Annotated in this window: 11 protein-coding genes; 10 read left to right on the forward strand and 1 reads right to left on the reverse strand. The window is 62.5% G+C overall.

Going from position 1 to position 14,518, the window contains the following annotated elements; translation table 11 throughout:
• Nucleotides 1-4: 4 nt before the first annotated feature.
• The 9 genes from ACGYLX_RS09350 to ACGYLX_RS09390 all read left to right on the forward strand — a co-directional run bounded on the left by ACGYLX_RS09350 (nucleotide 5) and on the right by ACGYLX_RS09390 (nucleotide 12,229).
• On the forward strand, nucleotides 5-2,305 hold the full coding sequence (locus ACGYLX_RS09350) for a molybdopterin cofactor-binding domain-containing protein (RefSeq protein ID WP_394448939.1): 2,301 nt from the start codon (nucleotides 5-7) through the stop codon (nucleotides 2,303-2,305).
• Nucleotides 2,306-2,549: 244 nt separating this feature from the next.
• Nucleotides 2,550-2,885 (forward strand): Hpt domain-containing protein, encoded by a 336-nt coding sequence (locus ACGYLX_RS09355; RefSeq protein ID WP_394448942.1) that lies wholly within the window; start codon nucleotides 2,550-2,552, stop codon nucleotides 2,883-2,885.
• A gap of 12 nt (nucleotides 2,886-2,897) precedes the next feature.
• Nucleotides 2,898-4,841, forward strand: a complete 1,944-nt coding sequence (locus tag ACGYLX_RS09360) for a hypothetical protein (protein WP_394448945.1) — start codon at nucleotides 2,898-2,900, stop codon at nucleotides 4,839-4,841.
• Between the two features lie 6 nt (nucleotides 4,842-4,847).
• Nucleotides 4,848-6,740: a glycosyltransferase family 2 protein gene (locus tag ACGYLX_RS09365; protein WP_394448948.1), complete on the forward strand. Its 1,893-nt coding sequence runs from the start codon at nucleotides 4,848-4,850 to the stop codon at nucleotides 6,738-6,740.
• The gene (locus tag ACGYLX_RS09370) at nucleotides 6,737-8,152 is read left to right on the forward strand and encodes a hypothetical protein (protein WP_394448951.1); all 1,416 of its coding nucleotides are present in this window, start codon (nucleotides 6,737-6,739) and stop codon (nucleotides 8,150-8,152) included. Before ACGYLX_RS09365 ends, ACGYLX_RS09370 begins: the two co-directional genes overlap by 4 nt.
• Nucleotides 8,153-8,156: 4 nt before the next feature.
• Entirely contained in the window at nucleotides 8,157-9,122 is a 966-nt protein-coding gene (locus ACGYLX_RS09375; protein WP_394448954.1) for a PleD family two-component system response regulator, read from the forward strand.
• Nucleotides 9,109-11,112, forward strand: a complete 2,004-nt coding sequence (locus ACGYLX_RS09380) for an ATP-binding protein (RefSeq protein WP_394448957.1) — start codon at nucleotides 9,109-9,111, stop codon at nucleotides 11,110-11,112. The genes ACGYLX_RS09375 and ACGYLX_RS09380 overlap by 14 nt, the downstream gene beginning before the upstream one ends.
• Nucleotides 11,109-11,468 (forward strand): response regulator, encoded by a 360-nt coding sequence (locus ACGYLX_RS09385; protein WP_271689246.1) that lies wholly within the window; start codon nucleotides 11,109-11,111, stop codon nucleotides 11,466-11,468. Before ACGYLX_RS09380 ends, ACGYLX_RS09385 begins: the two co-directional genes overlap by 4 nt.
• 47 nt (nucleotides 11,469-11,515) lie before the next feature.
• Entirely contained in the window at nucleotides 11,516-12,229 is a 714-nt protein-coding gene (locus ACGYLX_RS09390; protein WP_394448960.1) for a hypothetical protein, read from the forward strand.
• 16 nt (nucleotides 12,230-12,245) lie between these two features.
• On the opposite strand, the gene ACGYLX_RS09395 is transcribed toward ACGYLX_RS09390, so the two are convergent.
• Nucleotides 12,246-13,151: a LysR family transcriptional regulator gene (locus ACGYLX_RS09395; RefSeq protein ID WP_394448963.1), complete on the reverse strand. Its 906-nt coding sequence runs from the start codon at nucleotides 13,149-13,151 to the stop codon at nucleotides 12,246-12,248.
• A 157-nt stretch (nucleotides 13,152-13,308) separates the two neighbouring features.
• Here ACGYLX_RS09395 and ACGYLX_RS09400 point away from each other — a divergent pair, with 157 nt between their 5' ends.
• The gene (locus tag ACGYLX_RS09400; RefSeq protein WP_394448966.1) at nucleotides 13,309-14,295 is read left to right on the forward strand and encodes a zinc-dependent alcohol dehydrogenase family protein; all 987 of its coding nucleotides are present in this window, start codon (nucleotides 13,309-13,311) and stop codon (nucleotides 14,293-14,295) included.
• The last annotated feature ends 223 nt before the right edge of the window (nucleotides 14,296-14,518 follow it).

The raw sequence follows: 14,518 nt of genomic DNA on the forward strand, positions 1-14,518 counted from the left end.
TCTGATGTCCCGCCTGAAAGGCTCCGACGCGCAACCGCAGATGACCCGCCGCGGGTTTCTGGTGTCGATGACCGCCGCTGGCGTTGCCTTTGGCTTCCCACAGGCGTCGAATGCCGCGATGAACCCTGCCGTGCCCGATGGCACGCCGATCGCGCCCAACGGCCAGCCCTTTGAGCCGTCGATGTGGTACTGGATCGACGCCGAAGGTCAGGTCAACGTCAACATCATCCGCGCCGAGATGGGCCAGCACGTCGGCACCGCCATCGCCCGCATTCTGGCTGATGAGTTGGAAGTCGCTTGGGAAAATGTGCACATCACCCATGTCGACACAGCTGAGAAATGGGGCCTGATGGTCACCGGCGGCAGCTGGTCGATCTGGCAAAGCTGGCCGATCTACCGTCAGGCGGGTGCGGCCGGGCGCACCGCGCTGATCGAAGCGGCGGCGGCCAAATGGGGCGTCGATGCCGCGGGTCTGACTGCGCGCGACGGGGCCGTGACCGATGGCACGCAGAGCATCAGCTATGGCGATCTGGTGGCCGAAGGGCTCGACCGCAGCTTTACCGAAGACGAACTGGCGGCCCTGCCGTTGAAACCCCATGCCGATCTGCGGCTCGTGGGGCAGGACGTGCATCCGCTTGATCTGGATACGAAAACCACGGGGCAGGCGATCTATGGTCTGGATGCCAAGGTCGACGGCATGGTCTACGGCGTGCCGATGCTGCCGCCAACGCGCTATGGCGCCAAGGTGAATTCCGTCGATGACAGCGCCGCGAAAGAGGTCAAAGGCTATCTTGAGACGGTGGTGCTGGACGATCCCTCGGGCACCGTGCCGGGCTGGGTCGTGGTGCTGGGCAAGACGCTCCATGCCGCGCGGATGGCCACCTATGAGATCAGCGTCGATTGGACGGCGGGCGAGACGGCGGATGTCTCCGAAGACGATATCCAAGCCCGCTCACGGGAATTGATCGACAGCGATGCCGGGTCGATCCTGCATACCGAGCAGCCTGAGACCCGCGCCGCTTTCGATGCCGCCGCCGAGACGCTAGAGGCCGAATACACCACGCAATCCGTGCTGCACTTCCAGATGGAGCCGGTGAACGCGACCGTCTTCCAAAACGCCGATGGCGTTTGGGAGACCCATGCAGGCAACCAGTGGCAATCGCTGATCTTGCCGACACTAGCCGCCGCGCTGGAGGTGCCCGCCGACAAGATCGTGATGCGCAGCTATATGCTGGGCGGTGGCTTTGGTCGGCGTTTGAACGGCGATTACATCGTGCCCGCCGCGCTGGCCTCCAAGGCCGTGGGCAAGCCGGTGAAACTGGTCTTCTCCCGCGAGGAAGACGCCCAGTTCGACAGCATCCGCTCGCCTTCGGTGCAAAAGCTGCGCATGGCATTCGATGAGGGCAAAGCCATCACCGGGATGGAGCATCACGCCGCCGCCGGTTGGCCGACGCAGGTGATGGCACCGGGCTTCATGCCAAAGGGCGTCAACGAAGAACCCTATGACCCCTTCGCCATCGATGGCGCGGATCACTGGTATTCGGTCGGTGCGCATCGCGTGCGGGCGATTTCGAACGATCTGGCCAATGCGACCTTCCGCCCCGGTTGGCTGCGCTCGGTCGGGCCGGGCTGGACCAACTTCGCCGTGGAAAGCTTCATGGATGAGGCGGCGCATAAAGTCGGCGCCGATCCGTTGCAGTTCCGTCTGGATCACCTGAAGGCCGAGGGTCTCAACGCAGGTTCTGCCCCCAATGCGGTGGGCGGGGCGTCGCGGCAAGCCGCTGTTTTGCAGCGCGTGGCCGAGATGTCAGGCTATGGCCAGACGGAGTTGCCCGAGGGCACGGCAATCGGGATCGCCACCACCTTTGGCCAATCGCGCACCATGCCGACTTGGACCGCCGCCGCCGTCAAACTGGCGGTGGATGCCGAAACCGGTGACGTCGCGGTCGAGAAGATGTGGCTGGCCTTCGATTGCGGCACTGTGGTCGACCCCGACGGCGCGCGCGCGCAATGCGAAGGCGCGGCGCTTTGGGGTTTGTCGATGGCTCTGCATGAGGGCACGCGGATCGAAGACGGCAATGTCGTCGACCTGAACCTTGGGTCTTACACGCCGCTGCGGATGGTCGATGTACCTCAGATCGAGGTCGCTTTCGTCGAAAGCACGGAAGTGCCCGTGGGTCTCGGAGAGCCGGGGACCACGGTCATCGCCCCGGCGATTGCCAATGGGATCTTCAACGCCACCGGGGCGCGGGTGCGTCATCTGCCGATCACTGGCGATGCGGTTCTTGCGGCGCTGGAAAGCTGATAGGAGAAGGCGGGCGCGGCATGTCGCGCTCGTCTTCCATTTGGTCTGAGGGCGCCGGCTAGTGAGGCGGGCTGCGCATTCGCCGGGCAGCGCGGCGGTTGCCTAAATTCAACGGCTCAAATTTTGGGCATTCACGCTTAAAAACTTAGAAAATCGCCCATTGCGCCATAATTCTGACAGGTTTCGAACAATAATCTAAACGAGCTATCTGGGCTCCTTTGCGGGCGGGTACGAAGGACAATCTGTGGCACCTACCGAGACATATGAACAACGCGTCGCCGCGACGCGAAAGCGCTTTATCCAAGGGATGCCGGAGCGGTTGCAGGCCGTGGCCGATGCGCTGCGCGAGACGGATGGCGCCGACCCGCGCGAGACCAAGGCGCGCAAGGTCCACCGCATGCTGCACGATCTGGCTGGCAATGCCGCGATGCTGGAATATGCCGAGATCGAAGATCGCCTACGCAAGGGGCTGCGCGTGGCCGAAGATGCCGATGAATCCTCTGCGCCCTTGTCGACCGATGACATTCGTATAATTGAAATGGCTCTGGCCGATGCCCGCAGTGTCACTGAAGAAATTTAAGAAAGCCTATCCATGAAGTATCCCGCAATCGGTTTGTTGGCGGCCCTGCTGCCGTTTCAGGTTCACGCTCAAACGGCCCCGGGTGAGGATGCGGCGAACGCCCCCACAGAGCAGGTCCAAGAGGGGTTGATCGCGCGGACTTTCGATCTGGCGGCGCTTGGCTTTCAAAACGGTCTGTCCTTCCGGCAGCTTTCGGGCAATGCGACGATCTATATCCCGCTGCCCAACCCGGATGCGCTGAGTTCGGGCAGCTTGCAGCTTGAGCTTGAACATGCCTCCACCACCGAGGTGGACCGCTATTTGCAAGTCTCGGTCGCGGGCCGTCCGGTGACCTCGCAGGCGCTGCCCGATGGGGCAGGGCGGCTGAGTGTTCCGGTCCCGCTCAGCCCCGAAGACGTTTCGGGCGGGTTCATCGCCGTGGGCCTGTCCTATTCCGGGGCTTTCAGCGATCGGGTCTGCGTGGACGAACGCGCTTCGGGCGATTTTCTTGAGATCACGGCGGCTTCTTCCGTGACCTTGCAATTGGACCCGTCTGAGATTGACACATCGGCGGCATTCGCCGGGCTGCGCCCTGCGGACACGCGTCTGGCCATCGGGGGCAACGACTCCCTCGCCGCCTTGGCCGCTGCGACCCGCGCCGCTGCGCTGTTCGACGCCGAAGCCGGGCGGCTGACCTTTGGCGGCGACGGGGCCAGTACATCGGGTGCATGGTCCGAAGCGGTCATCGAACTGGACGTGACCACCTCGGGCGTGGCGAGCGAGATGGCGGTGGACAATGAAGCCGGGCTGCCCGTCTTGAACCTGCGCGGCAGCGATCCGCAGGTGGGGCTGTGGCAACTGGTCTCGGAGTGGTCGCCCCTGTCGAACAAAGGCGCGACCGTGGTCGATGTGGCCGGGGGACCGGCCCGCTTTGACGACCGTTTGCCGCTGTCGGCGCTGGAGGGCGACCTCACCCCGCGTCCCGTGGTCTCGACCGAAGACTTCTTCGTGCCGTTCCAATCCTCCGACCTTCCGGCGGGCAAGGGCGTGTCTGGCGTGAACCTGCATGTCGCCGCAGCGCTTGACCCCGAAGGGCGGGGGGCGACGGCCTCGGTCTTTCTGAACGACACGCTGTTGGGCAACCGGCCCCTTGGCAGCGGCAAGCCCGAGCAGCTGACCTTTTCAGTTCCGAGCGGCCTGCTGGGTCGTGACAACCTGCTGCGCGTGTCGATCCAGCGCCAGCCCTCGGGCGGCGAATGTCGTTTCAAACCGCAGGGCTATCCGGCGCAAATCCTGCCCGGCAGTGCCTTGCTGCTTTCGGATTCCACAGCGCAGGATCGGGACTTCTTTACCCTGAGACAAGAATTTGGCGACGGCGTTCAAGTCGTGCTCGACCCCGCGCTTTCGCTTGATTTCGCGCAGACCCTGCCGTGGCTTGCGGGCGTTGCGGGCAGCGTGATCCCGGACCACGCGCCTATCCTGCCGCGCGCTTCTGTCGAGGCGCTTGAGGGGGACGAGCCCTTCTTTGTGATCTCTGACCAGAACCCCGGCGATGCAGAGCCGCTGATCACCTTCGATCAGGGTCGGATCGAGGTGCGCGACCGCCAAGACAACCTGATCTATTCGGGCGAAGACCTGTCGCGCCTTGGCGTGGTGCAGATCGTCACCCGGGGCGATACCCGTGGCCTTTGGCTGCGCCCGGGCAATGGCCCCGCGCCGGAGCTGACGCCAGAGCGTCCGATGATGCTTGACCGGGGCGATTTGGCGCTGATCGGGCAGGAGGGGGTGATCCTTGCCACCGCCACCGACCGCAGCCCGCTCGTTGATGTCGTCTACCCCGACCGCACCAGCCTTGCACAGATGCTGGCCAAGTACCGCCCGTGGATTGTGGGGGCCATCTGGGTGCTGGTGACGCTGCTTGTGCTGATCGTGTTCCAGCGCGTCTACCGCGCCCGTCGCGGCCAAGACGAGACGTAAGCCACCGTGCCGTTGGATGCCGAAAGCGAAGCCATTGGTTCGCTGCTGCTTGACCGTGGCGCGCTGACGGCGGAACAGCTCGACGCGGCAGAGGATTTGGCCGAGGAGTGGAATGTCTCGCTGGTCAAGGTTCTTCTGTCGCGGCGCTGGCTGACTACGCAGACACTCTACCGCGAGATCGCCTTTTACCACGGGCTGACGCTGGTCGATCTGATCGAGGACCGCGCCGATGACGATCTGATCCGCCAGTATGATCCGGTGGTGATGAACCAATTCATGACGGTGCCGATTGCCCGGGCAGAGGATGGCACGCTGACGGTCGCCACCTCGCGCCCCGGCCCGCGCACGCTGCTGCATATCCGTGAGGTCTATGGCTCCGGCGTGACCATCGTCGTGGCCTCGCATTTCGATGTGTCATGGCAGTTGCAGCGCGCCTTCCGCGAGAAACATTCGCATGAGGCGGTCTTTGCGCTCGCCGAGCTTGACCCCGATATGTCGGCGCAGAACGTCGTGACCCCGCCACAGATCTTGGTGATCTACCTCATGATCTCGGCGCTGCTGCTGGGGCTGGCCTTTGCCCCCGTGGTCACGTTGATCGTGCTGAATGTCCTGCTGACGGTGTTCTACACCGGCAACTTCCTGTTCAAAGCGCTGCTGGTCTGGCTCGGCGGTGCTGCGCAGGAAACCTCATCGCGGGCCATCGCGGCCGAGGCATCGCTGCTGCGCGACGAAGACCTGCCGATCTATACCGTGCTGGTGCCGATGTTCCGCGAGCCCGAGGTGCTGCCGATCCTTGCCCAAGCGCTGCGCAACCTCGACTATCCGCTGGCCAAGCTCGACATCAAGATCGTGCTGGAAGAGGGCGACCACGAGACCATCGACGCGGCGCGCAAGCTTGACCTTGAAGGCGTGTTCGAGATCATCCGCGTCCCGGCCTCCCACCCGCAGACCAAGCCGAAGGCCTGCAACTTTGCGCTGCGCTATGCGCAGGGTGATTTCCTCGTGATCTTCGACGCCGAGGATAAGCCCGAACCGGATCAGTTGAAAAAGGTAATCGCCGCCTTCAACCAATCCGCGCCCAATACCGCCTGTATCCAGTGCCGTTTGAACTATTACAACGCGCGGGAGAACTGGCTGACGCGGATGTTCACGCTGGACTATTCGCTGTGGTTCGACCTGATGCTGCCGGGGTTGGAGCGTTTGGGCGTGCCGATCCCGCTGGGCGGCACTTCGAACCACTTCCGCATGGACGTGCTGCGCGAATTGAATGCATGGGATCCCTTCAACGTGACCGAGGACGCCGATCTGGGCATTCGCCTCACGCAGAAGGGCTACCGCGTCGGCGTCATCGATTCCACGACCTTTGAAGAGGCCAATGTCTCGATCCCGAACTGGGTGCGCCAGCGCTCGCGCTGGATCAAGGGCTATATGCAGACCTTCCTCGTCCACAGCCGCAGACCCATTCACCTGTGGCAATCGGTCGGGGCGGCGGGCGTCTTTGGCTTTGTCTTCTTCATCGGGGGCACGGTGCTCTCGGGCCTGTTGAACCCGGTCTTTTGGTCGATCTTTGCCATTTGGCTGATCTTCGGGACCGAGGTGATCACCCCCTATTTCCCGCTGCCGGTGCTCTATCTGTCGTTGGTGAACCTCTTGGCGGGCAATGGTTTGCTGATCTATCTCACGATGGTCGCGCCCTTCCGGCGCAGGTGGACCGATCTGGCCCCTTGGGGGATCACCGTGGTGGGCTATTGGGTGCTGATGACCGTGGCCTCTTACAAGGCGTTGTCGCAGTTGATCTTTAACCCGTTCTACTGGGAGAAGACCCAGCACGGCCTGTCCAAACACACCGCCAATGAGGTGGCCGAAGCCAGTGCCGAAGCGACGGAGGCCACGCAATGATCCGCGCCGCCTCATGGTCTTTCGGCTTTGTCGCGCTGGCGTTGCTGCTTTTGCTCACCCTCGGCTGGACTGAGGCGCATGGCTTCCTGTCGATGGACGTGACCGACCTCTGGGCCAAATCAATCGTACAGATCGAGGGGCCGGCGCAGTTCAAGGCAAGCGATGCTTTCTACCCGCCCGTGCCCTATGCGCTGTCGCTTTTGGGGCAGGCGGTCTTGCCCGATACGCAGGTGCCGGTGCCTTTCGTGCTCTCCGCGTTGGTGGGGGCAGGGCTGCTGGTCTTGTGGTTCCTCAACCTGCGCGATACGGGCGGGTTTTCGGGCGTGACCTCGGCACTGGTGGTGCTGCTTTTGGCGCTGAACCCGTTTTTCCTGCGGGCCTTGGCCGATGGGCCAGAGACGATGTTTTGCATCTTGGGCACATGGCTTTTCGCGCGCGGGATCGTCAATCTGCGGCTCACGGGCAACGCGCCGGATATGATGAAAGTGGCCGTGGGGCTTTTGGTGGTGGCCCTGTCGGACAGCTATGGGCTGATGCTCTGCCTCGGGGCGATGCCCTTCATGATCGTCGCGGCACGGCCCAGCATGATCGCAGTTTCCTCGACCGGCTATCTGGTGGCGATGTTCTATCCCGTGGCCGCCGCCGTGGGGGCGCTGATGTTCGTCAGCATGATCTTCGACAGCCGCCTGATCCCATTATTGTCGGAAAGCGCCACGCCGCTGACCCTGCGGCAGCATCTGGTCATTCTGGCCGGGCTTGGCCCGGCGGCCCTTATCGCGATCCTGCGCAATATCATGGTGCCGCGCCTGTTCATGCCGCTTTTGGCGGCGGTGGGGGCGGTGCTGGGTGGCTATACGCTCAACGTCTTTTTCCATGTCGAAGGCGACCCGGCCATGGCGCTGGCCCCCATGCTGGGGGTCTTGGCCGCCGCGATCCGCTTTTGGCCGAACCTATCCTTGCGTGAGCCGATTGCCATCGCGCTGATGGCGCTGTCGCTGCTGACCTCGGCGGTTGTGATGCGCCATGTCGCCCATGACGAGACCCGCGCTTGGACCAACGCGATGCTCGGCGCGGAAAACGCAGCGTCCCGCCCCGCGCGAGGGGTCGTTTCATTCTTGCGCGACAAGTCTGATATAATGGTAGATGTTGAGAGAAACCCCGAGATCGTCGTCGGTCTGGGGAGTATCGACCGGCTGGTGATCGCCGGAGAGCCTGCCTACGACTGGGCGCTTGAGGGGGGCGTGCCGCGCACAAATTATATCGTGGTCCCGCGGCAAGCGGAGGGGCAGGCCACAGCAGACAGAATTCTGCGCAGGTTCCCGCAGCTGAAGCAATCGCAGATGCCGGGGTATGAGGAGGTTTTTCAAAACAGCCGATGGCGTGTTTTTGAAAGAGTTAACGAGTGGAATTAAAATCATGAGCCCACGAATTATCGCAGTCGACGACTCGGATATCGCGCAGGATTTCATCAGCGCGACACTTTCGGAGCTTGGCTTTGACGATGTCGTCAGTTTCATCGATCCGCGCAGCGCACTGGACGCGATCGAAAGCGATGAGGCCACGGCGGACCTGATCCTGATGGACATAATGATGCCCGACATCGATGGTATCGAGCTTTGCGCCCGTATCCGTGCCTTGGACAGATGGAGCGATGTACCGATCATTATGCTGACCAGCCGAACAGACATGGGGTCTCTCTCCGAAGCCTTCATGGCGGGGGCCAACGACTATGTCACAAAACCCTTCAACCGGATTGAGCTTCAGGCCCGTATGCGCAGTTGCCTGCGGCTGAAATCCGAGTTGGACCGCCGCCGTTCGGGCGAAAACCGCAGCGCGCGCCGTCGTGCCGCGCCGAGCGTGTCAGAGGCCACGGTGCCCAGCCTTTTGGGCAGTAAATCCGGGTTTCAGGGGCATCTCATGTCGCTGTCGCCCGCGATGCAAAAAGACCTCGGCTTGATCGTCTTCCGCATCGATGGCGACCGTGACCAATCCGATGCGGCGCGCGCGCAGCGGCAAGAGCTTCAGCGCCGCGTGGCCGGGCTTTTCGGCAAGGTCGAAATCCCCGCGCAAGACGGGTTCGCCCATTGGGAGGATGATCTTTTCGTCTATGGCGCGCTCCACGCGGATCGCGCCCAGCTTGAAGCGCGGGCGCATCAGTTTATCTCAGCCGTGGCTGAGGCCTCGGCCACCGTGAAAGAAGGCTGGACCTCGCGGCCCTTGAGCGTCAGCGCTTGTGTCGTGCCGCCCTCGGATGCGGCTGTCGCCACCTCGCTTGCGCGGGGCATTCAAGGCGTCGAAAGTGCTGGAATAACAAGCGCGCGGGGCAGCATCTGCCTTGCCGCCAATGACATAGGACACCAAGCCGAGAATGGTCAGCACTGAGCCCACCAACAAAGCTGATGCGGAACCGTCTTCGCGCGCGCAGACCCTGTTCTGGGCGCTGATTTCGGCTGCCGTTCTGATCTATTTCGTGGGGCTCGCGGTCCTGACCTGGTCGGACTACAAACGCGCCACGACCCGGGCAGAGGTGGAGCTTGAGCACTTCGCGGAGCTTTACGAGCAGGCGGTCGATGCCTCTCTCTCGGTTGCGAATGTGCGGATGTGGGGGCTGATCGATGAGCTGTCGACCGCGCGTCTGAGCAACCCCGCGCAGTTCGAGGCGCAATACGGTGATCTGATGAATGCCGCCGTGCAGGCGACCGAGCAGGTCGATGCGCTTGTGCTGATCGGCGCCGATGGGGTCGTGCTTTGGGCCACGGTGAAACCGCTCATGGGGCAGTACCTTGGGGACCGGGCCTATTTTCAGGCGGCGATTGGCCTTGATGTCGATGAATACACGGTCGGGGTGCCTATCGTGTCGCGTGCCGGTGGGCGGCGGCTCACTCCGATTGCATGGCCCTTGATCGGCATCGATGGCCGGGCAAGGGGGGTCTTGGCTTCCTCCTTGGGCGAAGATTACTACTCGGAACTGCTTGCGATAGATGGGCTGCAACAGGACATGTATGTCGAGGTGGTGACCTCCAACGGAGAGCGGGCCTTTGTTTCGGGGCGGCCTCCACGCGACCCCGATACGCCCGTGTTCCGCGCCCGCAAGGAGATCCCGGCGCTGGACCTCTATATCGACGTGACGCGCAGCAAGCCGGCGGTGCTGCAAAATTACTGGCAGCGCACCTTGGTTTTCGTGGGGCTTGCCACGATCCTGTTCCTGACGGTGATCAACGCGGCGATCCGCGCGCGGCGGCAGTCGACCCAATTGGCGCAGGCCCTGCGCACTTCCGAACGGCACCGCGAACGGATCCGCGTGGCGCAGAGCGAATTTGACGCGATCTTTGAGAATGTCGGCGACGGGCTGATCGTCTATAACGACAACAACAAGCTGCACCGCTCCAACCGCAAGGCGCGCGCGTTGATGGGCGTGTCCTCAGATATCGAAGCCGTGCAAAAGCTGCGCGGCATGGTCCCGCCCTTTTCGCAGATGGACGAAGACGTCGCCGTTCACCGCATTCAGATCACCACCGCCGAGAACGAGAGCGTTGCGGTGCAATGCCGGGTGATGAAGCTGCATCTGCATGGGGATTACATCGCCTATAACGTGCTTCAGGACATTTCTGCCGAAGAGCGGCTGGTGGCGGCGCGCACGGCCTTTGTCACCTCGGTCAATCACGAGCTGCGCACGCCGCTCACGTCCCTCGCCGGGTCGCTCGAAATCCTGCATGACCGCTTTGGCGACAGCATGCCAAAGAACGCGGGCAAGCTATTGTCGATGGCCACCCGCAATGCCGACCGGCTGTTGGTACTGGTCAACGATATCTTGACCCTTCAGGCGATCGACCAGCGCCAACTCAGCATCCAGACTGAGCGGGTCGCAGTGTCGGAAGTGCTGTCGGAAGCCATCGCGGCCAACACCGGCTATGGGGTGAACCGCGACGTGCAACTTGACATTCACAAAGGCCCCGACGCGGCGCAGGAAGCCTATGTGCGGGTCGATACCGTGCGCATGCAGCAGATCTTCTCCAACCTCATTTCCAACGCGGTGAAATATACCCCGCGCGGCGGCACGGTAAAAATCGGTGCCGAGGTGGACGACCAGTGGGTCACGTTCTATGTCTGCGATGCGGGGCCGGGCATCCCAAGAGCCGCCCATGATCGTATGTTCAAAAGGTTCGCTGACCCCGTGCATTCCCGTGAAAATCAAGCGAATGGAACGGGGCTGGGGCTGGCCATCACGCGGGAGCTGGTGTTGCGACAAGACGGCGATGTGAGCTTTGAGACACGCTCGGAAGAAGACGGTGACGAAAACCCCGGCACCACGTTCTATGTGCGTTTTGCCCGGGATACCGGCGCCGTGCCCAAGCAGGGGGTATCGGCATGAGAGTGTTGTTCGTCGATGACGAGGATGACATCCGCGAGTTGATCGAGTTTGCGATCATGACCGAGGATGACATCGAACCGACCTTCGCGGCGACCGGGCTCGACGCGATTGCTACGATGGAAACGCAGGCGTTCGACGTGATCATGCTGGATGTGATGATGCCACCCCCCGACGGCATGGAGGTGCTGCGCTGTGCGCGGGCCAATGCGGATTTGGACGACACGAAAATCGTCATGTGCACCGCCAAAACCTCGCCCGAGTCGGAGAGGAAGTTTCGCGACCTCGGGGCAGATCACATTCTGCACAAACCGTTCAAACCGCTGAAGCTCGCGGATTTCATTCGGTCGATCGTTTAATACCTCATCGCGCAGCCCCTAGCGGCTTTGACTAAGCGGAACCTATCATGCCCAAAACAGCACAGATGCCCTCAGAAACCACGCGGCGCATATGGTCCCGCCTTGTTGTCCTCTCGGCCATCGGTACCATCGCCCTCCCGGCAAGTGAGGTGGCATCGGCGGCGTGGCCGCGGGGCGAAGACAAGAGCTTTGTCACCCTGTCCTATGAGACCACCGCAGACGGCCCCGACTTTGGCGATTTCGGCGCGTTTTACTACGAATACGGGGTGACCGAGAAACTGACTTTCGGCCTCGACATCGGCAAGACCCAGAGTGGGGGGCAGGTCAGCGCCATCGCCTTTCTGCGCTATCCGCTTGAGCTCTCGGACGGGGACAATGTTTTCGCCGCCGAAGTCGGTCTTGGCTGGGCCGAACGGGATGGCAGCGCGGTGGCGGCTCTGCGGCCCGGCCTGTCTTGGGGCCGTCCGGTATCGGGGGCTTGGGGCAGCGGCTGGCTGGGGGTGGAAAGCACCTTTGCCATTTACGAGGACGGCGAAACACTGGGCAAGATCGACAGCAGCTTCGGCATCAACCACGAGAATGGCAACCTGTCGATTTTCAAGCTGGAGTTCGCGGCCCCATCAGACGGGGATGAGACATTGGCCTTTGCGCCGTCGCATGTGATCAAGGTCTCGGAAAACAACTTTCTGGAACTGGGCCTGTCGCATGAATTCACCGACGCTGTGACCAAGGTCAAAGTCGGGGTCTGGCACAGCTTCTGACGCGCTTCGGGTCTGCTCAATCCCGCCAATCGGGGCGGTTGCCGAGGTGGGCAATCAGAAAGTCGATGAAATACCGCGTCTTGGGTGTCAGCACGTTGGAGCGCGGATAGACCAGCCAAAGCACCGACCGGTCGTTCATCCGCCAGCCCGGCAACAGCCGCAGCAATCGGCCCGCGGCAATTTCATCCGACACGCTCCAGAGTGAGTTGATCGAGATACCAGCCCCGGCGAGCGTCGCTTCGCGCTGCGCATCGCCATCGTCCATGATCACACGACAGGTCATCTCTTGGGGGTTTAACGTGGCGCTTTCCCCCTCCGGCCCGATCAGTGCGCGGGGCTCAAGATCGCCCCAAGCGATCAGGTGATGCCCCTGCAGCGCGGCGGGGATGTCGGGCAGGCCATGGGTTTCCACATAAGACGGTGCGGCGCAAAGAACGCGGGTGTCATCGGCCAGCTTGCGCCCCCGCAGGCTGCTGTCGGTCAAGGGCGCGCTGCGCAGGGCGAGGTCGAAACTGCCTTCGATCGCGTCGAACCGGGTATCGGAGAGGCGCAGATCGAGGGTCAGTTCCGGGTAGGTCTCGTGGAATTCCGGCAACAGCGGCATGATGTGACGCTGCGCAAAACTGCTGGGGGCGGCGAAGCGCAGGATGCCCTTGGGCCCCGCCTTGGTCCCGCCCAGAATGGCCCGCGCGGCATCGGCTTGGGCCAATATCTCGCGCGCATAGGGCAGAAAGTCCGACCCATCGAGCGATAGCGAGACCTTCCGCGTCGTGCGCCGCAAAAGCTCAACCCCGAGTTCTTGTTCCAGCTTGGCCAAACGCGCGCTGGCGACGGCCGGGGCCATCCCCAAAGCGCGCCCGGCGGCTGAGATGTTCAGCCGTTCGGCAGCCATGACGAAAAGGCGAAGGTTGTCGATATCCATGGGCCGCGGTCCTTGCTGCGGATCATCCGCCGGGTCAGCATATAGTGCTTGGTATTATATTCAATAACAAGAAACTGAACTCAAGTTTCATCCGATTATCTGGCGCGCCATGTTGGCCTATCTCTGTCTCAACGCAATGTTAACGGGAGATAGACCGATGAAATCCATGACCCTCACCAGCTATGGCGCAGAGGCGCCTTTTGTCGAAGCCGATTTGCCACGCCCCTTGGCCACCCCCGGCCATGTGGTGCTGCGCGTCAAGGCGACCAGCGTGAACACCATCGACACGATGATCAAGAACGCGGGCAAAGACCTGCCTCTGTCGCCTGACCTGCCTGCCGTTCTGGGCATGGATTTCGCCGGGGTGATCGAAGAGATTGGCGAAGGTGTCACCGGTTTCGCCGTGGGTGACGAGGTCTATGGCTGCGCCGGTGGCTTGGCCGATCTGCAAGGGGCGCTGGCCGAATTCATGCGCGCTGACGCACGGCTCATCGCTCATAAACCCAAATCCCTGTCGATGCGCGAGGCCGCGGCCCTTCCGCTGGTGGGCATCACCGCTTGGGAAGGGCTGCACCGCGCGGGCGTCGCAGGGGGCCAGAAGGTGCTGGTCCAAGGCGGCGCGGGCGGGGTCGGCCATCTGGCGGTGCAACTGGCAAAGCATATGGGGGCCGAGGTCTCCTCGACCGGCACCGGGGATGACCAAATGGCGGTGATCGAAGGCTATGGCGCGCGCGCCATCGACTTTAAAGCCGAGAAGATCGAAGACTATGTGGCCGCCCATACCGCAGGCCGCGGCTTCGATGCGGTTTTCGACACCGTGGGCGGGGACAATCTGCCGAACTCTTTCGCTGCCGCTGCGCTGAACGGCCATGTGGTCACGACCGTGGCCCTGTCGGCGATCGACCTGACCCCGGCGCATTTCAGCGGGCTGTCCTTGCATGTGGTCTTCATGCTTTTGCCGATGCTGCATGACGTGAACCGCGCGGTGCATGGGGAAATCCTTAGCAATCTCGCCACGCTGGTCGACGAGGGGGCGGTGAAGCCGCTGCTCGACGAAAAGACCTTTGATCTGAGCGCGGTTGGCGATGCCTATGCGCGGCTGCAAAGCGGGCAGGCGATTGGCAAGGTTGTGGTCGACGTCTGAGTCAGGCCGAACACTGATTAATATCACGCCCCGCTGCGCCGCCCGCGCGGCGGGGCTTTCGACGGCCTGCGCCTTCCCTCAATCACTGCCGCTGGCGTGCAACTGCCAAAGAATGCGCCATTGACCCAACGGTAGGCTGCCTCTTTCTCTCTCATCCCCGGTTTCACGGCAAATTCGGACTTGCCTCTGCCTGTCAGTGTACAGTTAATTGGCCGGACAAGCT

Origin of the sequence: Sulfitobacter sp. 1A13496 (assembly GCF_043557225.1) — a bacterium.
Classification (GTDB): Bacteria; Pseudomonadota; Alphaproteobacteria; order Rhodobacterales; family Rhodobacteraceae; genus Sulfitobacter; species Sulfitobacter faviae.

Coding starts and splice junctions, on each gene's coding strand:
- ACGYLX_RS09370 (WP_394448951.1), top strand. CDS start 6,737: ATGATCCGCGCCGCCTCATGGTCTTTCGGCTTTGTCGCGCTGGCGTTG.
- ACGYLX_RS09350 (WP_394448939.1), top strand. CDS start 5: ATGTCCCGCCTGAAAGGCTCCGACGCGCAACCGCAGATGACCCGCCGC.
- ACGYLX_RS09385 (WP_271689246.1), top strand. CDS start 11,109: ATGAGAGTGTTGTTCGTCGATGACGAGGATGACATCCGCGAGTTGATC.
- ACGYLX_RS09400 (WP_394448966.1), top strand. CDS start 13,309: ATGAAATCCATGACCCTCACCAGCTATGGCGCAGAGGCGCCTTTTGTC.
- ACGYLX_RS09375 (WP_394448954.1), top strand. CDS start 8,157: ATGAGCCCACGAATTATCGCAGTCGACGACTCGGATATCGCGCAGGAT.
- ACGYLX_RS09390 (WP_394448960.1), top strand. CDS start 11,516: ATGCCCAAAACAGCACAGATGCCCTCAGAAACCACGCGGCGCATATGG.
- ACGYLX_RS09380 (WP_394448957.1), top strand. CDS start 9,109: ATGGTCAGCACTGAGCCCACCAACAAAGCTGATGCGGAACCGTCTTCG.
- ACGYLX_RS09395 (WP_394448963.1), bottom strand. CDS start 13,151: ATGGATATCGACAACCTTCGCCTTTTCGTCATGGCTGCCGAACGGCTG.
- ACGYLX_RS09360 (WP_394448945.1), top strand. CDS start 2,898: ATGAAGTATCCCGCAATCGGTTTGTTGGCGGCCCTGCTGCCGTTTCAG.